16 protein-coding genes and 3 pseudogenes are annotated in these 23,061 nt (G+C 37.0%); 11 read left to right on the top strand and 8 right to left on the bottom strand.

The genetic code is table 11. The annotated features are described in order from the left end of the window. Positions 1 to 54: 54 nt before the first annotated feature. A complete protein-coding gene (locus B0M43_RS18550) occupies positions 55 to 1,047 on the top strand; it encodes an L-histidine N(alpha)-methyltransferase (RefSeq protein ID WP_246860150.1) in 993 nt (330 codons plus the stop codon). Continuing rightward, on the top strand, positions 1,047 to 1,712 hold the full coding sequence (locus B0M43_RS18545) for an aspartate/glutamate racemase family protein (protein ID WP_078007674.1): 666 nt from the start codon (positions 1,047 to 1,049) through the stop codon (positions 1,710 to 1,712). Before B0M43_RS18550 ends, B0M43_RS18545 begins: the two co-directional genes overlap by 1 nt. Positions 1,713 to 1,760: 48 nt before the next feature. Here B0M43_RS18545 and B0M43_RS24505 read toward each other — a convergent pair whose 3' ends face one another. Both B0M43_RS24505 and B0M43_RS18540 read right to left on the bottom strand, forming a co-directional pair. Next, complete coding sequence (locus B0M43_RS24505) at positions 1,761 to 1,916, bottom strand: hypothetical protein (protein ID WP_168199958.1); 156 nt, start codon at positions 1,914 to 1,916, stop codon at positions 1,761 to 1,763. A gap of 229 nt (positions 1,917 to 2,145) precedes the next feature. Continuing rightward, entirely contained in the window at positions 2,146 to 3,105 is a 960-nt protein-coding gene (locus tag B0M43_RS18540; protein ID WP_078007673.1) for an aldo/keto reductase, read from the bottom strand. A gap of 118 nt (positions 3,106 to 3,223) precedes the next feature. On the opposite strand from B0M43_RS18540, the gene B0M43_RS18535 reads away from it, so the two are divergent. The 3 genes from B0M43_RS18535 (at position 3,224) to B0M43_RS18525 (ending at position 5,128) form a co-directional block, all read left to right on the top strand. Beyond that, positions 3,224 to 3,580, top strand: a complete 357-nt coding sequence (locus B0M43_RS18535) for a helix-turn-helix domain-containing protein (RefSeq protein ID WP_078007672.1) — start codon at positions 3,224 to 3,226, stop codon at positions 3,578 to 3,580. Positions 3,581 to 3,617: 37 nt separating this feature from the next. Further along, on the top strand, positions 3,618 to 4,475 hold the full coding sequence (locus B0M43_RS18530) for an AraC family transcriptional regulator (protein WP_078007671.1): 858 nt from the start codon (positions 3,618 to 3,620) through the stop codon (positions 4,473 to 4,475). Between the two features lie 158 nt (positions 4,476 to 4,633). Continuing rightward, positions 4,634 to 5,128, top strand: a complete 495-nt coding sequence (locus B0M43_RS18525; RefSeq protein ID WP_078007670.1) for a hypothetical protein — start codon at positions 4,634 to 4,636, stop codon at positions 5,126 to 5,128. A gap of 240 nt (positions 5,129 to 5,368) precedes the next feature. Here B0M43_RS18525 and B0M43_RS18520 read toward each other — a convergent pair whose 3' ends face one another. Then, positions 5,369 to 6,859: a phage tail sheath C-terminal domain-containing protein gene (locus tag B0M43_RS18520; RefSeq protein WP_246860149.1), complete on the bottom strand. Its 1,491-nt coding sequence runs from the start codon at positions 6,857 to 6,859 to the stop codon at positions 5,369 to 5,371. A 370-nt stretch (positions 6,860 to 7,229) separates the two neighbouring features. Between B0M43_RS18520 and B0M43_RS24855 the strand changes: the two are divergent. Further along, a pseudogene (locus B0M43_RS24855) lies at positions 7,230 to 7,406 on the top strand (PIG-L family deacetylase); the annotation flags it as partial. Between the two features lie 276 nt (positions 7,407 to 7,682). Here the strand turns inward: B0M43_RS24855 and B0M43_RS18510 are convergent. Next, a complete protein-coding gene (locus tag B0M43_RS18510) occupies positions 7,683 to 9,674 on the bottom strand; it encodes a PAS domain-containing sensor histidine kinase (protein WP_078007668.1) in 1,992 nt (663 codons plus the stop codon). A 472-nt stretch (positions 9,675 to 10,146) separates the two neighbouring features. Between B0M43_RS18510 and B0M43_RS18505 the strand changes: the two genes are divergently transcribed. Then, a complete protein-coding gene (locus B0M43_RS18505; RefSeq protein ID WP_065448532.1) occupies positions 10,147 to 10,656 on the top strand; it encodes a response regulator in 510 nt (169 codons plus the stop codon). 199 nt (positions 10,657 to 10,855) lie between these two features. Here the strand turns inward: B0M43_RS18505 and B0M43_RS24775 are convergent. Next, positions 10,856 to 11,178, bottom strand: a pseudogene (locus B0M43_RS24775) (DNA polymerase IV); the annotation flags it as partial. 194 nt (positions 11,179 to 11,372) lie between these two features. Between B0M43_RS24775 and B0M43_RS18495 the strand changes: the two are divergent. The 3 genes and pseudogenes from B0M43_RS18495 (at position 11,373) to B0M43_RS18485 (ending at position 14,171) form a co-directional block, all read left to right on the top strand. Beyond that, the gene (locus B0M43_RS18495; RefSeq protein ID WP_246860148.1) at positions 11,373 to 11,909 is read left to right on the top strand and encodes a response regulator; all 537 of its coding nucleotides are present in this window, start codon (positions 11,373 to 11,375) and stop codon (positions 11,907 to 11,909) included. A gap of 416 nt (positions 11,910 to 12,325) precedes the next feature. Then, positions 12,326 to 13,165: pseudogene (locus B0M43_RS18490) on the top strand (SDR family NAD(P)-dependent oxidoreductase). A gap of 73 nt (positions 13,166 to 13,238) precedes the next feature. Next, the gene (locus tag B0M43_RS18485; protein ID WP_078007665.1) at positions 13,239 to 14,171 is read left to right on the top strand and encodes an AraC family transcriptional regulator; all 933 of its coding nucleotides are present in this window, start codon (positions 13,239 to 13,241) and stop codon (positions 14,169 to 14,171) included. Between the two features lie 207 nt (positions 14,172 to 14,378). Here the strand turns inward: B0M43_RS18485 and B0M43_RS18480 are convergent, their stop codons facing one another. Next, positions 14,379 to 14,741: a helix-turn-helix domain-containing protein gene (locus B0M43_RS18480; RefSeq protein WP_078007664.1), complete on the bottom strand. Its 363-nt coding sequence runs from the start codon at positions 14,739 to 14,741 to the stop codon at positions 14,379 to 14,381. Between the two features lie 98 nt (positions 14,742 to 14,839). On the opposite strand from B0M43_RS18480, the gene B0M43_RS18475 reads away from it, so the two are divergent. Then, positions 14,840 to 15,469 carry an NAD(P)H-dependent oxidoreductase gene (locus B0M43_RS18475; protein WP_078007663.1) on the top strand — a complete coding sequence of 210 codons (630 nt, stop codon included), beginning with the start codon at positions 14,840 to 14,842 and terminating at the stop codon, positions 15,467 to 15,469. Between the two features lie 2,099 nt (positions 15,470 to 17,568). On the opposite strand, the gene B0M43_RS18465 is transcribed toward B0M43_RS18475, so the two are convergent. Both B0M43_RS18465 and B0M43_RS18460 read right to left on the bottom strand, forming a co-directional pair. After that, positions 17,569 to 19,572, bottom strand: a complete 2,004-nt coding sequence (locus tag B0M43_RS18465; RefSeq protein WP_078007661.1) for a RagB/SusD family nutrient uptake outer membrane protein — start codon at positions 19,570 to 19,572, stop codon at positions 17,569 to 17,571. Between the two features lie 13 nt (positions 19,573 to 19,585). Next, positions 19,586 to 22,954 (bottom strand): SusC/RagA family TonB-linked outer membrane protein, encoded by a 3,369-nt coding sequence (locus B0M43_RS18460; RefSeq protein WP_078007660.1) that lies wholly within the window; start codon positions 22,952 to 22,954, stop codon positions 19,586 to 19,588. Positions 22,955 to 23,061 lie beyond the last annotated feature (107 nt).

Here is a 23,061-nt window from a genome sequence, read left to right as displayed (position 1 = left end):
ATCTCTTGTATTTTTACTTCAATTAAAAACAGATAATCACCAATAGCCATGCTTATGAAAGATGCAATGATTTTAAATAAAAAGGAAACCCTGAAAAGTATGTTAGAGCAATTCAAAAGTGAAGTGAATGAAGGTTTAAGTAATTCAGTAAAATCATTGCCTTCTAAGTTTTTTTACGATAAAAAAGGAGATGAACTTTTTGTTGAAATTATGCATTTGCCTGAATATTATGTCACGCGTTCGGAGCATGAAATCTTTAAAAATAAAAGCCTTTCAATCATTAAAGCACTACAGCTAAAACCTGAAATCTATTTTGAACTTATAGAACTTGGTGCAGGTGACGGGATGAAAACTAAAGAACTTCTGCAACAATTATCACTGCAAAATTTCAACTTTGATTACCTCCCAATCGATATTTCGCAAAACGCTCTGGATAAACTCGAAATGGATTTGAATAAAGAAATGCCTAATATTTCCGTAAAAACAAAACAGGGAGATTATTTTGATGTCCTGGAATCGCTAAAAGAAAATCAACACCCTAAAGTAATATTGTTTTTAGGTTCTAATATTGGCAATATGTCTGATGAACTGGCAACTCATTTTATATCGAACCTGGGAGAAAATTTAGGTTTTGGAGATAAGCTATTTTTAGGTGTAGATTTAATAAAACCTTCAACAGTAGTTTTACCTGCTTATAACGACAGTCAGGGCATAACCGCTGCATTTAATCTTAACCTATTGGATCGTATCAATCGCGAACTCGATGCAGACTTTGACATTGAGCATTTTAAGCACCAACCGGAATATGATGAAAAAGAAGGAATTGCAACGAGTTTTTTAGTAAGTACCAAAGAACAAAATGTATTTATAAAAAAACTCAATAAAACCTTTCATTTTGCTAAAGGCGAGAAAGTTTTAACCGAGATTTCAAGGAAGTACAACGATAAAATTTTAAATAAAATTATAAAAAAGGCAGATTTTGCCATTAGGGACAGAATAACTGACAGTAAAAAGTATTTTGCTAATTATATTTTGGAGCGTTTATAATGAATATAAAATCACTTGGGATATTAGGATTAGGAAGTCGTTCTACTCTTTTTTATATCAGAGAATTAAACCGTCTTTATCACGAAAAAAAAGCAGGATACAGCACGTGTCCATTTAAATTATGGAATGTCAATTTTGATCCTATTAATAAGTTACTTCCTCAAAGCTCCAAAAAACTTGAAGTACTGATACTTAATTGTATAGTGGAATTTCAGCAGATAAAAATAGACGCTCTTTTGATTCCTAATATAACCCTTCACGAAACCGTAGATGCCTTAGATTTAAAAATAAATATCATTCATCCCGTAGTACTTGTAATAGCCGAGCTCAAAAAAAAAGGTATTGAAAAAGTGGTTTTATTTGGCTCACTTCACAGTATGGAAACCGATTATATAAAAGGTAATTTCAAAAAAGAAGGTATCGAAGTATTGCTTCCTTCAAAAGAAGATCGAATTCTTATAGATACTGTTCGAAAAAACATTTATGCAGAAACAGAAACCCCGGAACTACTAAAACAATATAATAATACAGTTGTAAAATATACTGAATTTTATCCCGTAGTATTAGCTTGTACAGAATTGTCAATAGCCTGGAACGACACCAAAGGGAATGTTTATGATATGGCCCGAACTCAGATAAGAATCGTTATTGACAATATGGATTAATTTTAAGATGATATAGTTTTATTTTCTGCCCGCTGAAGAAGTTTTAATTTATTCAATTGGAATACAAAAATCTACGATACTCAACGAAATGCAGGCACTCATGCTAACTTTTTCAGGTTCACTTATTTTAAAACTATCGTGGTAAATGGTAACTATTTTTAAGTTTTCATTTTCTAAAAGCCCTTTTGGAGCTGCCCACTTCATTAATTTTGAATAGGCATACAAAATTCTATAAATTTTATGGATGATTTTTTGGTATTCAAAATATTCGTATTGTCAAGATGCTTGTGTCTTCTAATGGTATTGTAAAAATTCTCTATTTCTTCAAAAATTAAAGGTTCAGCCTAATGTTGTTTTGAAACTGGTTGATTTTATTTGAAAAACCTCCTAACAATAGCTCATTTATCTTAAAATAATTTTGTCCAGACACACACTAACTTCTCACGCTTGCCAGAAGGTCATGCGGGTACCCCAAAGTAATAGCGCTCAATTGATCCAATTGTTGAATCTGTTCAGTTGTTAATTCTATTGAAGACGCTTTTATTCCGTCATAAAAATGATCAAGTGTACGAGCGCCTAATATTGGAAAAGATCCTTTAGATTTTATCCAGCTGAAGGCTACTTGCCCGGGCGTTGCACCAATTTCTTGCGCAATGACAAAAAGCTGATCCAGAATTGCTTTTGTTTTCTCATCTTCCAGATAATCAGAATTGCTAAGCGTTATTCGTCCTGTTTCTCCTTTTCGGTATTTTCCGGTTAGTGTGCCGCCTGCCAAAGGCGAATACATCATCGTTCCTAATCCTAATTGTTCTGCCATAGGAATAAATTCACGATCTGGAGTACGCTGCAATAAATTATACTCGATTTGAACAGCAGTCAATTTGGTAGAAGCGGCTATGGCAGCTACTTTCCATGCAGGAAAATTAGTCAAGCCTGTATATAAAACCTTTCCGCTTTTAACTAAATCTTCCAGACCTCTACCAATTTCGTCAAGCGGTGTAACATTATCATCAAAATGTGGCATATAGATATCAATATAATCAGTCTTTAGGCGTTTCAAGCTTGATTCTACAGCTTGTCTCATTGCTTTGCGATGATTTCCAAAATTGCTGATTTTAGGGTTGGCTTCACTGCTTTGGGTATATTTTGTACAGATGATAAAATTATTGCGCTGATGTTCTATAAACCGACCTATTAGTTCTTCAGATTCTCCAAACTGGTAACGATCAGAGGTATCTATAAAATTCCCGCCCGCATTCGCATAAGCAGTTAATATTTTATGAACTTCTTCGGGGTTTGTTCCGTGTCCTTTGCGCGTTCCAAAGCTAGCTGCACCCAGTATAATTTCACTTGAATATAAGCCTGTTCCTGTGCCGAATAATTTGTATTTCATGATATTTTTATTTTTGTAAAGCTACAAACCACTTTTAAATCAATCAAGTACGGCTAAATTCAGCCGTATAAGATTTATCATTTTTATACTTTACCTTTGGCATTCAATTCAATTAATTATGTACAAAAAGAAGATTCCTGTAGACTTAAACTGCGGGCTGCATTTGTTTATGGAAGTCATTCAGGGTAAGTGGAAAATCAGTCTGATCTGGTGTATTTACTCAGGCATAAAACGTCCAGGTGAAATTCAGCGCAAAATACCAAAAGCATCCAGAAGACTGCTCGATAATCAGTTAAATGAGCTTGTTAATCACGGCATTTTAACCAAAATCACTTATGATGAACGCCCTTTAAAGGTCGAGTATAAATTGACTTCTTTAGGGAAATCACTTATTCCTGCAATTGAATTCACGGCACAATGGGGCGAAGATAACCGTGAAGAATTAGAAAAATTAATCGTTAAAACTCAACTCTGAAGGCAGCTTATAACAATAAAGAAGACATAAAAATATCATGGTAAACGATTATAAAAAACACGATCTATACGGCAAGACGCTGATTCAGAAAATTGAATTGACACCGCCGTTTAAATTTGATTTTCCGGTTACAGAACAGGCTTGTTTTTTATATGTGAAAGGAGGTGAGCTTGAATATCAGATCGATGACGAACAAATCAATATCGCTATGAATTATTCGTTATTGCTAAATTGTATAAATTCAGGAAAACAGATTTACAATTCAAGTTCAAAAAGTAATTGTGAAATTGTGATTGTGACCTTCTATCCCGAGATATTAAAAAAGATATACGACAGGGAACTTCCATTATTGCTCAGGAAACCAAAGAATATAATATCGAATAAATCAAGTGAAAAAATAAATAACGATTTTCTTATTCAGAAATACATCGAAGGATTATTGTTTTATTTTGAAAATCCTTCTTTGATCAACGAAGATATCCTGATTTTGAAAGTAAGAGAGATTATCCTTTTGCTGTCACAAACACAAAATTCAGAATCCATACAAGTAATATTATCACAGCTTTTTTCTCCCACAACTTACACTTTCAAACAAATAATTGAAGCAAATTTGTTTTCACAGCTCACAATTGAAGAACTCGCGCAACAAAATAATTTGAGTGTGTCATCATTCAAACGTGAATTTGCAAAATTATACAACGATACACCTGCTAATTATATTAAAGCTAGGAAGCTGGAGAAAGCCGCCGAATTGCTTCAGGTTTCGGATCAGCGTATTACTGAAATAGCGTTTGACTGCGGTTTTAATGATCTGGCAAATTTCACCAAAAGTTTTACCAGCAAATACAGTGTTAGTCCAACAAACTACCGACAGAAGCAGAATAACAAGCACTAATTATAAGTTCAGGTTTCTAATCATCCTTAAATAGTTATTTTAGGGATGCTTTTTTTATGAACTAAATTGCCAAATAATTGGACTAATTCACAAAATGAATCCCCTTGATCTATCGGAAGTTTGTACTGTATTATCAAACAAATTTAAATCAATATAAAATGGGATTATCAAGTTTAGGAATTTTTCATACCATCATTGGTGTTGCCGCAATTATAGCAGCATTAACAGGCTTTATCAAATACGGTAAAATCAATTTGAACGCATTATCCGGTAAAATCTATTTTTACGGAACAGTCGTTACCTCACTAACCTCATTGGGCATTTCAAAACATGGCGGGTTCAATCCCGGACATGTTTTTGCTATTTTTATAGTCATTCTGGCGTTAGCAGCTTATTTTCTGAATTCAAAAAAGAAAAACAGCGGGAGAGCACGTTATTTTGAAAATTTCTGGCTGTCGTTTAGTTTTTTCCTGTCTCTTGTTCCAACTGTTAATGAAACTTTTACCAGAGTTCCGGTAGGACATCCCTTAGCACAGGACATAAAAGATCCGGTAATAGCGAATACACTTCTTGTTTTATTGGTGCTTTTTACTGCAGGATCTATATATCAGTTTAGAAGACAGAGCTTTATCAATTCGTCATTAGTGGCTTAACTTTACAGCTTCAGCTTGAAGAACAGCTTATGTGTTGATTAACTTTTTCGAACTGGTAGTTGTTTCGAAGTTGGGACGCTTTGTACCTTAGGGAAATGCAACTTACTGATCCGTGTACGAACTATTCTGTTCCGAGATCTACTTCTAATCTAAACTTTGGGGGGTACGCAGTGTTCGTTTCCGTCATTTGCTATCATAATTATTTTAAATTAAAATTTGCTTAATTGAGTAATTATCTCATTAACTAGATTTTGTCATTTGCTGTTGAAATGTCAGAACGATAAATTCAGCGGGATGAACAACAGCAACTTTTATTGTTACATTCATATAACCATTTAAAAGATCATCTGCAGTCATTGTCGAGCCCAATCCGCAGGCTACAGAAAAAGCGTCAGAAGGAGTACCTCCCTGTAAACCTCCTTGTTTCCAGATTGAAGTAAGAAAACTACTGATCATAGCAATTACAGCTTGCCAGGTGTTTTTATCATTAGGCTGAAATGCGTACGCCTGAGCAGCGAGTTTACAAGATTGTTCTAAGAATATCACCGTTCTTCTCACTGGAATATACCTCCAATCCTGGCTGTTTCCGTCTAGTGTTCTTGCTCCCCAGATTAGAATCCCCAATCCGTTAAATGTTCTAATGGCATTAATGGATTTACCAGACACGGGATCGATGTTTAAATTGGCTTGCTGACTTTCTGAAAGGGAAATAGGCAATGATACTACACCAACAATTGAAGTATTTGCAGGTGCTTGCCATGGTCCAACGGCATTATCTACTGTAGTAATGACTCCTGCAATACCTCCGCTTGGCGGAAGAATATTAGCCGCAGCGACAATGTGTTTAATCATCAAGGAATAGGTCTGGCATGCATTAAGAAGTGCATTGTGATTTTGCGCCACAGTCAAAGTGCTTGCTGGATTTTGAATATTGGCAATAATTGAGGCAACGGCAGAATTAGGAGCGCTTGGAGGATTAAGAATGGCTTCTAATTGTTTTAAATCTCCGCCAAATAAATTAGTGTAATCAAACTCTGAATTTTGCATTATCGTCGTTCCTATAAAAGGATAATATGCCGTTCCGTAGCTTAATCCAACAGAACCCGTGTTCATTCTGAAGTTTGTAATGTCTTGAGTATATAAAACAGGATCTGGGGCGTCACCGCCAATAATGTCAAACAGGCACATTGCCGTTTTCATTTGTGCGGCCTGAAGAAGCATTGACTGCATTAATGTTCCATTGTCTTCTAAGCTTAATAAAGTGGCTTCGGGACAAATGTAAATTGTTGGTTCCTGTTCATTTATCAATAGAGAAAGACCTTTGGTCAAATCATCCAGCTGTACATTTAGGTTTACAACTGGAACTCCAAGAGCCGCTGGTTTTTTTGATGGTGGTCCGTAATTACCTACAGAAACTATATAAGCATCTCCACCGCCATTTTCATAAAAAAGCCTTACGCTGTTGTATAAATAGTAAACCGTGTCAGGATCTGGAACTATTGAATAATAGCTTCCTGCAATGAGAATGTAGTCTCCCTCTAGGGGCTGGCTTTTTTCTGCTGCCAAATAGTATTCAGGCTTGTACTGTTTAGAAGGATTTGCAGGTACAGGTGGATCTGGTAAACAGAAAAAAGCCTGAAAATCAGCAAATGATGTGATTTTTACTGGCACATTGGTATAAGATTTTCCTTCGTAAGCAGCCTGAGGTGTGTATCCTATAAATGCTGGCACTGCGGTAGGAACTCCAACTACAGAATTGGAAAAAGCATTTAATTATTGAATGTAAACACCAGGAGTTTGAATGGTAGATAAATTCATTGATTTTTGTTTTAACAGTTTTTTATTATAATACTAAAGTACTTTGAATAAATGTTTTGGGAGTACGTATATTTACCTGTTTTTATTGAAACAGCTTGTTTCCTGGTGTTGATAAAAGCTTATATTGTTATTAAGGAAAATAACAGGATTTCTGCGTTAGATTTATAATAAAAAAATCTATTTGTTTTAGAAGTAGATTTTCTTTGTTTTGGTTTGCCAAAAAGGATATATCAATTAAAGATGAGTAAGGATATGAGTATTGACATTTTAAGCATTCGGTGCCCATCCTGATGATGTGGAATGTGCGGCTGCAGGAGTTATTTTAAAAACCATAAGCAATGCAGGAAAAGTGGTTATTGTAGATTTGACCAAAGGGGAACTCGGCAGCTTTGGCAGTGAGCACACCAGAAGTAAGGAGGCAGAAGAGGCATCAAAGAAACCTGGCCTTTTTGGGAGGTAAAAAAATCGGTTTAATTGACCATTCTGTGTTAAAATGAAACGACCATGTAATTTGGTTTAGATCTGTAGTATATTGAATAGGATATCATATATGACAAACAAAGCAGTAGAAATTCACTAGCACAAATTAGACTCGGATTAATTCCAAAGTATATGTTCCTATTAACCGTTTTCCCAGCTATTTCATCTAAAAAAAGCAGCCAATTTAAGACCATTGGTTTCTTCTCTGTAGTGTGACCTGTAAGGAAACATCCGATGACTTTGCAAGGATCGTTAATTAAATCGTCTTTGGCAGGTATACGTTAAATACGGCTCCATTTTCATTGCTTTGCAGGGCATCAATCTCACCATGATGGTTCTGGATAATTTTCTTGCACATTGCCAGCCCGATTCCCGTGCCTGCAAATTCACTTTTTCTGTGCAATTTTTGAAATATATCAAAAATTTTCTGGGTGTCTTCAGGCTTCATGCCGATACCATTATCGGTAAACTGAATTTTATAATAGGATATTCCTTCTTTTAGATTTACTGAACGGGCTTCCTCTGGGGAAGCAATAGTGCAATGGATATGAATTTTAGGCTTTACGCCGGGGCGTATAAATTTTAAGGCATTGCCTATGAGATTAAAAAACAGCTGGGACATCTGAAGTGGTATGCCTTTGATAACCGGCAGTGTGTTCCATGTGACTTCAGCCCCTGTGCGCTCCATGAGCAAATCATAATCTTCAAGCGCATTTTTGGCGGTATCCTCAAGATTGACTGCAACAAAGGACTCATCGTCTTTTGGCAAGGCAGAGTAGGCGAGTACATCGCGGATAAGTTTGCCCATACGAGCAGTGGCATCTTTTATTTTATCTATGTAGCCTAGTGATTTTGGGTCAAGATGCTCTGTGATTTTACTCTCAAGAAGCTGCACAAAAGTGCTGATTTTGCGAAGCGGTTCCTGCAGGTCATGTGAAGCTATGTAGGCAAACTGTTCGAGTTCCTCATTGGAATGTATGAGTTGCACATTGGTCTGTTCCAATTCTTCATTTGTAGCCCTTAATTCCTCTATGACAGCGGCGATCTCTTCTGTACGCTGCTGTATCTGGTTTTCCAGCTCCATCTGCAGTTCCATCTGGATAGTAATATCTTGTGCGGTTCCGTTCATGCGTACCGGGTTCCCCTCGGGATCAAAAACAGTTTTTCCCTGGGCATGCAATATTCTTTTCTTTCCGGTTGTCGGATGGATCACCGTATAAGTTTCATCATAGACTCCTCCTGATTCCGGATTCAGTGCCCATGCCACGGCATTTGCAACCCTTTGCTGGTCTTCCTCCAGCAGTATCGGTATAACTTCATTATAGTCCTGTGCGGCAGGATCATAGCCAAACCATTCGATCAGTCGGTCGGAATAGGTAAGACCGTTTGACGCCACATCAATGCTCCATGTGCCGAGCTGTGCAAGTTCAACAGCACCTCTCATGTTTTGTTCGGCCTCTGCAAGCTTGTTGCGGGCCACTACCTCTTGGGTTACATCAATTGCAGTACAAATGACACCATAGATTTTACCTTTCGCATCGTATAGCGGTTTGTATGTGTAATCATAATAACCGTAATAAGGCAAGCCATTTTGGATGAACATGATCCGGGATGCCGTTTGGGAATGAATTTCTCCCGTATTTAAAACATTGCTATAGGCCCCGAACAAATGCGTTTCCCTAAGCTCGGGTACTGCTTCCATGATAGGCATGCCGATAATGGAATCACCCTTGCCGAATATTTCCAGCATTTTCTCATTTGCTGCGCGCAGAACCATATCAGGTCCTGTGTAAACCAATTTAGCCACAGGGGAATTATAAAAAACGGTATTCGCAAATTTTTCGCTTTCTTCTACTTTTTGCCTTTGTATGACCTGCGTGGTATTGTCCATTACCCATACGGCCACTTTTTTTACCTGCCCGGCTGTATCTTTTAAAGGGGCATATACTAAAGTCATATAAACAGTTTCTTCCTTACCGTGCCTGATCACCTTGCGTTGGGCTTCACTAGCAGTGTAAGGATTCCCGTCAGAGATAACACCCGCCAGGGCGCTTTCATAGTATGGGCGCGCTTCAGGAAAAGCATCCCAGTAAAAATGACCAAGGAGCGCTTCGCGGGGTTTTCCGGCCACGGCTATAAAGCTGTCGTTTACAATTTCAACAACCTGTGTCCGGGCATCCAGCACGCAGATGCCGACAGGTGCATTCATCACTAATAAATAAAGTTCCTGTTGGTTTTCGATATTCATATGATTAGATTAAATAAGGACACGTAAGATTTTTTTTCGGTATTTTTAAGACTTAACTAAAAATTTTATTACATAGAATTAAACCAAATTAATCAATTATCAGGAGTTTAAAAAATGTTTATTTAAAATATAATTTATTGTTGTACTAATTTTATCAAATGAGTCAATGCCGGGTAAAAAGCGAAAATTAAACTTACAAGAAATGGCCGTTGTTTTATAAATACTAATTTATTCGGCTGTCATGTGTTTTTGGCCACAGGGTTTTCCATAAGCTTTTTAGCCACCTTTTTGACGTTTTTTTAACACTTTAAAAAAGGTTTAATCTCTCTTTTATGTAACTTTTAATTAATAATATAGAGCTTATTACTTCAATAATCTACTAAAGCTATTATAGAGTGTAACATTGTTGGGTTGCGGAAATTTTTTTTTAGGTAATTATATAGTACTTTTGGAAATTGTAAAACCACTTGATATGATAAGTTCTGAAAATTCTGCCCCGACTAATAAAGATTTACAAGGAAAAGAGCCGATAAAAATTATATTGGCTGAAGATGACAAGGATGATCAGGAATTATTTATGGAAGCGCTTAATGCAACAAAGGTCCCTTCTGAAGTTATTACGGTAGGAAACGGCGAGGAATTGGTGAGTACCCTGAAAGATCCGGCTGAACCAAAACCTGATATTGTTTTTATAGATATAAATATGCCCGTAAAAGGAGGCAAGCAGGCACTGGAAGAAATCAAGAGCGATGAAAAACTTAAGGAAATTCCTGCCGTTATGCTCTCCACTTCCAATCATCCCAATGAAATTGAAGAGACTTTTAACAAAGGAGCAAACCTCTTTGTGCAAAAACCTAGTTCTTTTAGCGGTTTTATTCTCATTTTAAAAAAAGTATTCATTCTCCATTGGACAAAAGCTTTGGTAAATCCCGTTAAAAATATATTTTTTGTTTCTGAAAAGAATATATCGCAGCAGGATTAAATAATAGTATTTCTCTCTGAGTAGTACAATTACCATAAAGGTTAACTTATAAAAGGTATCTGCACCGGGCAGATTCCTTGTTTGTTTTTAGGAACTGTTGCTGCTATACGTTTCAATCTTTGCATCGGAGCCCGTCAAAGGATTTTGCTTCTATCCGCGCCACTGCTCCTCACATCCCTGTTTGTATTTGAATTGCATATTTTTTCCAGAGTTCGATCGCGTTTTTCCCGATCATCTTCTGCAGGGCCTCTGCTGGCATGAAGAAAGGGTTTTAATGGTACGGATTCCGATCCGCGAGAGCAGCTGGAAGGTTTTTTCCTCTACCATGGGTATTTTCTGAACCGATAAGGAATTAAGGAATTGGTATTTCCAGTTTTTGTTTGCCTTTCCCGGTTCCGATTTTCGATACGGTCTTGTTAATGGATAGGGCAAAGGTACGGGGCAGGTCTGTTTCCCTGATGATCGTCTGGGCAAGCTCATTGGTCCATTGTAGCTGCCATGGAATTTATCCATTCCGGTAATAAAAGGTATAAAACTATATGTTCTAATTTATAACAAATGCATAGAGTCAAATTTTTCGTAAAGTCAAACAGCATGTAAACAGTAGAAATTTGCTGAAACGATATACATCAAAAAATATTAAAAGTTATTTATTAATGTGTTTTTTCCTAATTTAAAATTATCTTTACAATCCAAAATCGAATTTGATTATCATTATGCAGTTAACAATTGCGCGACCTGTTAGTTTGGAATACCGTTTATCCGAAGTAGTTTTCTTTGATGTAAATTTTAGTAAAATGGCGTTTGAAAAGTACAATTCTAAAAGACTTATTTACTTGGCCGATGATGACAGCGATGACAGGGAGTTCTTTGCTGATGCGCTGCTTGAAATTAAACCTGATGTTATTTTAAAACAGGCCCATGACGGCATGCATTTAATGGACAGCCTTCTTGCGCTTTCCGGCCCGGAACTTCCCGAATTTATTTTCCTTGATATCAATATGCCGCGCAAATCAGGCCTGGAATGCCTTGCCGAGATAAGAAACAGCGAGGGAACCTTAAAAGAAGTCAGCATTGTGATGCTTTCCACCAGCAGTGATCCTGAAAATATCAAGAGAGCTTCAGAGCTTGGCGCTACATTCTACGCGGTAAAACCCAGCTGTTTCGAGAGGCTTAAGTCCCTGCTTGAAGAAGTGCTTTCGAGGAACCTTGTTGGGACTGTCCAAGAAAAGAAAAAGTTTCTTTTGGTTTAGGCAGGTCATAATTGACCTTTATAAAACTTCTTGAGCCATTGTTCCATTTTCTGGAGCAACTGTACCTTGGGATTGCCTGTAGGGTCGGTGAGCCCGTTGATAGTCGTCTGGTAACTGAATCTCTTATTTCCAAAAAGACAGGTGAATTTTGAAACCTCGTTGTGCGATACCAGCCATTTTCCATCATCGTTGCCTTTAATCTTAAATTTTTTCATATCTCATACTCCCTAAAACCTTCAGTTGTAATTTTTTGCCCCGTAGAATAAACGGCAAAGTTATGGGTTTATTTGTATTTAGTCTCTCTGCTGTCTACTGAGTGCCAACCTCGTTTCGGTTACAAAATTCCCCATAATGACTAAAATTTTAAAGCCGGGATTCGGCAATTTTGTCCTAGTAATTTAATTAAATAATTTATCATGGAAAATGTAAAGACAAACGGGCCAAAAATATGGTTTATAACGGGCAGCTCAAGAGGTTTTGGAAGAGTATGGACAGAAGCGGCACTCCAGCGAGGAGATAAGGTAGCGGCTACGGCAAGGAATATTGACAGCATTGCAGATTTCAAGGATAAATATCGCGATAATGTTTTGATCCTGCCATTGGATGTAACCCAGCCTGAGCAGGTGCAAAATGCGGTAAAAATGGCGCATGAGTATTTTGGAAGGCTGGATGTTGTCATCAACAATGCTGGTTATTCATTAGTTGGTACAGTGGAGGAAGCAAAACCAGACGATATCCGCGCCATATATGAGACCAATGTGATAGGACCGGTTTCTGTTATTTAGGCAGTTTTGCCTATTATGCGCTCTCAGGGCTTTGGGCATATCTTAGGGACTTCCAGCAGTTTGGGGCATTATACGGTTCCTTTAATTGGTTATTACTGCTCTTCCAAATGGGCATTCGAAGCCATCTACGAAAGCCTGGCTGTAGAGGTTAAATCTTTTGGGATCCATGTTTCCATTATTGAACCCGCAGCTTACGCAACAGAATTTGGAAGCGAAAATTCACTTAAATTTTCAGCAAATATTCCTGAGTATGATTCAATACGAAATTTGGTTTTTGAAAATATGGGCAAAATGCAAAGGGGCAACCCAGAGGCTACCTCGAAAGCTGTCTTGCAGTTAGTGGATTCGGGAGAGCCGCCACTGAGAATGTTTTTGGGCAGTAATAACCTGGAAGAAATTCGCCAGACCTATTCCGAACGTATCAAAGTCTGGGAAGAATGGCAGGATGTAGCTGTCAGCTCTCAGGGCTAATAAGTTAAATTTAGGCAACAGAGAGTTCTGTTGCTTTTTTATTTTCTTAATTTGTAGTATCAAAAAAAATATCATGGCCAAGAAAAACAGCACCTTGCGTAAATTTGCATCCCTGGCTGAAGGCCTAAAGGCCTTTGGAGGACCGCCCCCGCAACATCCTTTAATTACAGTGCTCAATGGCATAGATTCCAGCATGGAGTTTAATCCTCCGGCAGAAAGCCATGTTTTAAGTTATTATAAGATAGCCTTCCGTCCGAATATTGGAGGATTACTGCGGTATGGACAGACCCATTTTGATTATAATGAAGGCGGTCTTTTTTTTGCAGCTCCCAACCAGATCCTGGCTCCGGAGGCACATGAGTCCAATGAGCCGGGATGCAGCGGTAGGGAAGCGGTGATTTTGATGCATCCGGATTTTTTACTACATTCTCCTTTGGCGGCAAAAATCAAAAAATATGAATTCTTTTCTTACTCTGTAAATGAAGCCCTGCATTTATCTGAAAAGGAAAAAGAAATCATTTTAGGCCTTATAAGAAACATCGAAGAAGAATTAGCAAACAGGATTGATGAGCTGAGTCAGGATGTAGTTTTGTCTCAGATTGAGCTGTTGCTCAATTATGCGCAGCGGTTTTATAAGCGTCAGTTTATTACCCGTAAAGCGATAAACAGCACCCTGCTTGAGAAATTTGAGCAGTTACTGACTGACCATTTCGATGATGAAAAAAAATATGATCAGGGAATACCCACAGTGCAGCATCTGGCCCAGAGCCTGGCCATCTCTTCTGGCTATCTGAGTGATATGCTGAGAACTTTGACGGGACAGAATGCGCAGCAGCATATTCACGACAAGCTGATTGAGAAAGCCAAGGAAAAACTCTCCAATACGGATTTATCGGTTTCCGAGATTGCTTATGAACTGGGTTTTGAGCATCTTCAGAGTTTTAGTAAACTATTCAAAAGCAAGACCAGCCAGACCCCTTTGAAGTTCAGGGCAGGGTTTAAATGATATAGGTTCAAATATTTTGTAAATCATATTACATATTTTTTAAGAGCTCTTCCCGCAATACGTTCCGCACGAGTCCCAGCGAACTGGCGAAGCAATCTTTTGGTCCGAACTTCGACACAGAAGGATTTCTCCTTTTATTAATGTAGGCTTTTGTAATGGACCGGTAATTTAGATTTTTTAAAGTTTTAAAATTTGATTATTAATAAGTTATTCTTTCTTCATTCTGCCAATAATCCTTTTTCTATGAATGAACCCCCAGTCAGCTATTGTATTGGTGAGTTCTTTAAGCGAATTGCCATAGTCTGTAATACGGTACTGGACGGCAACAGGCGCAGTGCTTAGAACTATGCGCTCAATGAGTTCATTTATTTCCAGATCTTTCAATTCGCGGCTGAGCACTTTTCCCGAAATGCCCTTTACCTCATGGAGTAATTCCGAATAGCGCATCGGTTTATAGCACAGGCAGGCCACTATGGACATTTTCCATTTTCCGTTTAAAATATCCATTGTATCGCTGATGGCCATTATTTTATGGCTGCACTCTTTTATTGGTTCAAATTTCTTATCCATAGTATTAGCTGGTTACTTATTTGTCACTATAACTTTTTGTCACTAAGTGACAAATGTACACATAACTGCTATAGCTTTGCAGTTAAAATTATATACATATGGAATTGATCAAAAATTTACAATGGCGTTATGCTGTTAAGAAATACACGGATGAACTGGTTAGTGAGGACAAGGTTGACCAGATTATCCAGGCCATAAACCTTAGCGCTTCTTCCTGCGGGATACAGCCTTATCGCCTCATTGTAGTAACAAATCCCCAAGTGCGACAAAAATTAGCTGAAGGATCGTTTAACACACAAATAAAGGATTCTTCCCATCTGCTGGTTTTTGCGGCATTTAACAAAATAACCAGCCATTACATAGCAGATTACGTAGCAATGATGGAACAGCAGCGAAATTTGGAACCCGGAGCCCTTAGCGATTACAAGGATGCTCTGATCTCTCATTTTTCTGCACAAAATCCTGAACAAAACGCGATTTGGTCGGGCAAGCAGGCTTATATCGGTCTGGGAACTGCCTTAATTGCAGCTGCTGAACTTAAAGTAGATGCTACTCCTATGGAAGGTTTTGATCCGGAATTGTTTAATGATGTATTGGGTTTGTTAGAAAAAGATCTTCACGCTTCGGTCATCATTTCCTTGGGCTATCGCGATGCGGCAAACGATTATCTGGCTTCCATGTCAAAGGCCCGCTTGCCAATTGATGAATTTTCAAGCAGAGTAAAATAATAGTTAAAATAACATTCTTAATTGTTTGGCGAGCGGATTTCACTTTGAGGTCCGCTCGTTATATTTTGTAAAAAAAGGTTCTTTTAAAATTCCAGTGTGATCCTTTGTAAATATCATTGAAGCAAATTGAATACAGCCTGTTTATTTTGATGTGCAATTGGCTTGGATGCGCTGCCTGATTCCGGGTCACGGTTCTCCGAGTCATAAGGGGTGCTGCCCGAACCTGTGCTTTTTGGCTCTGTGCTTGGGTTTTGAGAATTACGGCCGTCCCCAAAGGTAATTTTGTGGAGCGTGTGAATTTTCATTTTATTTTAAATTAAATTATTGCTGTCGTTTTTTTAAGGGAGTGCCCTGTACAGTTTTTCCGGTATGGTCGCGCTTGTCCGAGTTTGTACTTTGTTCTTTGTGATGTATACTTTATCAAATGTAAAGAGGATAGTAACACTTTTTTTTAAGGAATAATGATTTGCATTTATGAAATAGCGATTAAGGAATTAATCGCTTATAATTATGGACCAATCGAATAACTTTAATATTTAGTTTGAACGCTCTGTAATTTGAACCTTTACTAATGATGTATAAATTTGTATCTTCTGTATACCTCATGAGCATTTTAGACTACTTAACAGTACAAAGCTAATTTCTGTAAGTGAAATTCGTAATATACTTTTTTTTGAACTCAAAGTCCATTTTAAAAATGGACTTTTTTGTATCCTTTTTTACCATTTTCTAAGTCTTTTTGTTGTAGTATATACTGTTTTTATGTCCCGTAGAGTGACCCAACGATACAAATTCCAAACCACCTGTTTTTTGAAGATTTGGGAAAGGCTTTTAGGTAAAAATACATAATTATAATGTGTTTCATTTGCAGTGCTTTAAGTATTCCTGCTTAATTTATTACTTTCAAATTTAAAGAAAATAATGTTTACAAAATTACGAAATTCATAAGATGTACAAACAAACTGTACATCTATAAAAACTGGATCGGATCAAATGCGGTTGTATATATGACTTGATTAAAGAACAAGAGTCTTAGCGTAATTTTTAACCATTAAAGAAGCCAGGAGTCTTTTTGCAACACCGTGTTCAAAGAAATATGACTTTAAGTGTCCCACTGTGACTATGTATGTCTACGTGTGCCATGATTTGGCAAAAAAAAAAAAAAATTTACTCGCGTTTCCAAGGTACAAATAAGGTACAATTTATTCAAAACATCACATGATATCCAAAAGAAAAAGCAAATAAAAAACTAGTTAAAATATATATAATCAATATTTTAACTAGTTAACTTGTTGTTGTTTTGCGTTATTTTGTCTTGCTATTTTCCGATACAGAAATTAGCAACCCAATATTTACTGGATTTCCAGATTATGAGGTACAAAGTAAGTACGAATCTGAGCAAAATAAAACAAACTAAAAATAAGTAAACTTTTTACTCATTATTTCAATTGAATGAAAGCTATTTATAATTTGTAGTAATATCTTTTGTAAGAACACATTAACCCAGTGGTTGAAACAAAAATATAAAAAATATTAAAGTAATTTCAATTAGTATAAAATGTAGTATTATTTCCAAAAAAACATTTTATTTCCAAATTCTATTTTCAGACTTTTTTTGAATGGAGATGTGGTCATGCCTTGTTTATTGAAGAGCTTCCAAAATTCAATGCAGAATTGATCAAATTCATAAAATAAATAAAACAAAATGAGGAAAGCTGTCTTTTAAAGCTGTCTTTCTTTTTTTTATAAATAAAAGAAACAATGAAAAATATAACAAGCCTTGTATTAGTACTATTGAGTTTTAATTTGTTCGCACAAACTCCCGAGCAAAAAATAAAGCAGTTGGGAATTGAGTTGCCACAACTTTAGACTGTTGAAAAATGTTTAAAACGGCCTTAACTTTTTGTGGCAAAAAAGGTATCCACTCTACAATCAATTTTATTTATATTATACCGATACAATGTCATTATAAAGCAAAAAAGAAAAACGAGTTAAATATATTAACTCGTTTTTTGTTTTAGTTTTCTATTTGGATACTATGAAGCTACTCAATTCTTTCACTTTACTTTTATCTTTTTAATTTAAGGTAAATAAAAAGTTTAAATTTTATTTTCGTCTTCAACAGCATCCTGCCATTTATCCCAGACTTTAACACCTGCATTGTAACCATCATAACCGTAGTTCTGACTTAACTGACCTTTAATATTAGGCTCTATAGCAAGTCTAAATGGAATTGGCCAGTAATTATTACGTTTGTCCATAGAATAAAACTTTACACCTGGCTTAATAGAAATACCAGCTGGATATTTGTTATAAAGAGTATAATGTACAATACGTTGGTACCAATAACTTCCGCCTGTTGCATCTGTTCCTGATTGTTTATCCCAATTATCTTTACTGTAAGTTTGGCCCCATTCATCTGGTTTTCCGCTAAGAGCCAAACAGTGTGAAATACGTTTTAGCTCTACATTTCTCCATTCTTCGAGATAAAGTTCTCTTCCTCTTTCTGCACAAATGTCACCAATAGTTACAGTAGTATACATTTGTGAAGCTTTTGCTCTTGCTCTTACGACATTTACATCCTGAGCTGCTCCAGAAGTATTACCTTGATAAAAACGGGCTTCTGCACGTAATAAATAGGTTTCGGCTAAACGATAGATGTATAAATGTGCACTAGCTCCTGCAGTAGCGCCCTGAAAATCATTGGCTGCCGGATTCGCTTCGGCTACAACATCATGCATAAAAATTTTATAATGTGGAAAATCATACCAATCACGAATTGAATCTTGTGCTAAGAGTTTGCCGGAGGCATCCCTCATTCTAAAATTTTGTCCAGCCCATGTAGCACTACCGCCTGCTCCGGGAGCATATTTAAGATCTTCCATATTGACCCAGTTTCCAACCGTGCTGTTATGTCTAAGATCCTGTTTGTCCTCAATATGATTCACAACCCACATAGGATGCTGAGAATAATAAGAACCACTGATAACACCAATGCCGCGTCCTATTGCTCTTTGATAATCATATTTTGCATTATAATTCGTTTTATCGGTCAGTGGAAAACGCGGTGCTGCTGTTTTACCATCAGGAGTAATTAAATTAGCATCATTCCAGTTAGGTCCAAAAATTCTCATCGAAGAAAATGCTAAAAATGATTGCGCTCCTCCATTTGGTGCAACCAATATCGCTTCAGTATTAGCAGAGATCACCTTGTTCTCAGGTCTGTGCAAATCCCAGATCACATTTCGGGTAATAGGCCATGCAGTCGGATTTCCTCCAGGATCAAAAATCCCTAAAGTGTTTTGTACCAAAGAATAACCTGATTGATTAATCAAAATATTGGCTTGTGCTTCTGCATCAGCAAATCTTCCGGATGCTAAATAGCACTTAATTAATAACTGACGGCATGCACCTTTGCTAACCATACCTACATATCCTATTTTTGATTGTTCCGGTACAAATTGTACAGCTTTCTCCATATCCGCCGTAATCATTTCAATGATGGCTTCCTTTTTAGTAGAGTAATAACTCTGTTTAGGAACCGACAAGATTTTGGTAATCAATGGAATGTCTCCAAATTGATACACCAGATTAAGATAACGGTAGGCTCTGTGAAAATAAGCTTGCCCGATATATTTATTTTTAACTTCTTCAGATAAAGTGGTCACATTACCAATAAAAGTTAGTACGGTATTCGCATTTTTAATACCCGTATAGGCTTCTGTCCAGAGAAATCCAAGATAAAGTGCTTCTCCGCCTGCATCTCTTCGAAAATCTCCGGTAGGAACAATAGTATTGGCGTAATCAGCAATATTACTACCTGTATCCGTTTTTCCGTAATGAGCCATATCAGAGAAAAGATATTCTGAAGCAATAGGCACGCTTACACCAGAGTAACCGTAGTGGATATAATTATTACGCAGTTGCTTATCACAAAGTGCTAAAGTGGCCTGCAAGCCGGCTTCGGTATTAAATGTATTTTCAGGTTCGTAAAACGAAAGCGGATCTGCTTCGAGAAAATCTTTTGAACAGGAACCAGACAAGGCAGCCACTACAATAAAAGGCACAAGTCTTGTAATTTTATTTTGTATATATCTTTTCATTATTGAATAATTATTAAAGTTGGAAATTAAAGCCTAAATTAAACTGTCGTGTAGCCAATCCTCCTGTTTCCGGATCTCCAAAATATTTCCATTCTTTAGAGGCAGACCATGTTGCAACGTTTTGAACTGAAGCGTAAATTTTTATATTTTTAATATGCACGCGATCTAAAAGATCTCTTGGAAGCGTATAAGCTAACGAAATGTTGTCCAGACGAATAAAACTGCGATCATACAATTTTCCTGGTGCAACAGGAGTTCCGGCAGGTCCTTTAGCGTCAAGACGTGCCCAATCATTGGTTGGGTTGTCAAGTGTCCAATAAGGATTTACGTATGGATTGAAGTTGAATTTATACAAACTGGCATCGTTGAAAGTATTCATATAATTTGAATTAAGAGATTTACCTCCCACGTTGGAATACATACTGATTGCCAAATCCCAATTTTTATAAATCTTAAAGTCATTGCGCAACGACCACTGTACAGGAGAGTTTGAATTTCCTAAAAACTGCTTGTCTTTTTCATTATAAACCGCTTTTTTATAAGAAACACCATCTGGTCCTACTGCATCTACATCGTCTGTAGTATAGCTGTTTGCTACTTTTGGATCTCCAGGACGCTGTCCGTATTTTTGAGCTTCTTTCCATTCGTCTTTTTGCCAGATACCAGTCACGCGATAATCCCAGATTTGAGAGATAGGTCTGCCTATAAACCATCCGTTAGCTGAATCGTTACCCTCTTTTTTTCCAATAACATTCCCATTGTCATCCTTAATATCTACCATATTACCGTATAATGAGACAATTTTATTTTCGTTATAAGATATTCCAAATGTAGTACGCCATTCAAAGTTTGGTTGTGTCATATTAAGAGTGCTAAGACTTAATTCAAAACCTTGATTTTGAACCTCTCCAAGATTGGTTGCAATGGATGAAAATCCAGTAAAACCAGGCAGGGATTGACTCATAATCATATCATGAGTAGATGATTTGTAGAAGTCTAAAGTAGCCGTTACACGATCTTGCAAGAAGCCTAGGTCAAGACCAATATTTGTTGATGTTGTTTTTTCCCATTCCAAACTTGGATTTGCCATACGATCAAGTGCTAAGTACTTAATTTCAAGCGCTTTTCCAGAAGGGTCTAAATAACCCATTGTTCCGGTATTTACAAGGTTTGCAAAAGAAACGTAAGGATCCGCAAGTGACCTGTTTCCATTTTTACCCCAGGACAAACGCAATTTACCTGTGCTCATCGCATCCCAATTAAACCAGTTTTCGTTTTTAAAGGTCCATGCCACTCCAAAAGAAGGGAAAACAGCGTAAGGATTTGAAGCTCCAAATGCAGAATATCCATCTCGGCGAACAGTCGCCGTAAGCATATAACGATTATCATACGAATAGAAAAGTCTTGCCATCAATCCATCTGCCGTTTCATGCGTGTCGTTTGATCGAATTGCGCTATTTGCCATTGTTGCAGTATTCACAAGATGAAATCCTAAAGCATCTGATGGCTGAATATTATAGGCGTCCATTCCATCTGACCAATAACGGCGTTCTTCTGCTTCCTGAACAAAAGTGGCTACGATGTGATGTTTTTGAGCAATTGTATAATCCCAGGTTAATGTATTATTCAGGTTGTAATCAAATCTTGTAGCATTATTTCTATTTGCTCCAGTGGTAGCTGCAGGCCAGTTTGGGTTTTGTGTTGACCTGAAATAACGATCGTGATAAAATTGATAACGAGGAGCAATGTTAAATGAATAAGTAATGCCTAAAGGCAAACTTACCTTTGCATTAAAAATGGTATTCAATGTTGTATATCCTGTTTCCTTCTCAATAAATTGGCGTTCGTAGTAATAGTTATAATTCTGCCCGGAAACATTTTTCCCCATAGGCTGTCTCTCATAATTGCCATTTACATCTCTAAAGGTTCCAAACGGGCTGGTTCTCATCATATTGTTATCTCCGGCGTTTGTACCTAAAGAAGGAGTAATATCTCCGTCTGATCGGTCCTGAAAATTAACGTTTATTCCAAGATCAAGCCAGTCTGTAACTTTAGCATCTACTTTCATATTAGAACGAGCTGACTTATAATCATTTCCTACAATGGCTCCTTCTGAAGTTAAATAACCAAAAGACATATAATAATTGACTCTCTCGCTTGCTCCGGAAATACTCAAATTATTATCATGATTAATCCCGGTTCTAAAAGAACTATTGCTCCAATCGTGTGTTTTATCTGCTAAGAAATTAGCCATCAGCGAAGGATCAAAATTCAGTCCCAAACGTGCTCCCCATACTTCTTTCGAACTTTTTCCTGTTGTCTGCGCATTTGGTTGGTAAGCTAACCATTGGGCTTCAGTAATACCCCATTTACCTAAATCATTAGGACTTGAAAAATACCCTGGTTTACCAGCAGCAACTGTCCCTGATATCCACGCTTCGTATTGCCCGGTTGTTGTATTAGCTCCATAAGTTTGAGCAGTTTCCCAATCTTCACGATACTTTAAATATCCCTCTGGAGAATATACGCCGCGATAAGCACTCTTATTGCTAATCGTTGTATTGGTAGTAAAACTAACCATAGGCTTGCCGGTTTTACCTTTTTTGGTTGAAATAAGAATAACTCCTGCTGCTGCTCTCGATCCATATACAGATGCTGCCGATGCATCTTTTAAAATATCAAGCTGGGCAATATCATCAGGATTGATTTCTGAAAGTTCACCATAAAACTGCATTCCGTCTAAAATAATAAGCGGGGAGTTATGAGAACCTGCAGTGTAAACAGAACTCTGCCCACGAACTTGTATATTTCCTCCTCCTTTTGCAGAAGGATCATAGCCTACTCTTACACCAGGAGTACCTCTTAATATATCCTGAACGGTCTGCGGATTTTGGTTGGCTAATTTATCTGGTGTAACCTGGACAATTGCACCCGTTAAATCCTTTTTCTTCATTTTACCGTAACCTACTACAACTACCTCATCTAAGGAAGTGGTAGCTTTTTGCATTTTTAGAGTAATTGAAGTTTGTCCCTTTATGGCCACTTCTTTATTCGAATAGCCCAGAAAAGACACTATTAATACTGCATTCTCGTTATCTACCTTTAAAGTAAATTTTCCGTCAAAATCTGTTAAAGCAGCATTTTTGGTACCTTTTTCTAAAATGGTTACTCCCGGCAGCGGCATACCGTTTTCATCATTCACCTGTCCGGTAATGTTTTTTTGCTGTTGTAAATTTTGATACTCTGTTGTACCCGCAGAACTAACAGCGTATCCATCAACCTGAGATAAAGAAAGTAATACGCAAAACAGTATTACTCTCTTATTCAAATTAAATCCAGATACGCGATCAGGACTTTTTTTAATCCTAATAAAATTTGTCATTTTGGTTTTGTAATTTTTGGTTATTTAATTAGTTAGTTTTTGAAAATCCCTATAACATATGTTTAAAAGATTTAGTGATTTACGTTGACAAAATTGATTAATAATCT

It is taken from the genome of Flavobacterium sp. KBS0721 (assembly GCF_002007065.3).
GTDB classification, from domain to species: Bacteria; Bacteroidota; Bacteroidia; order Flavobacteriales; family Flavobacteriaceae; genus Flavobacterium; species Flavobacterium piscis.
The sequence above is the reverse complement of the archived record's forward strand: the minus strand, read 5'-3'. Positions and strand labels throughout refer to the sequence as shown.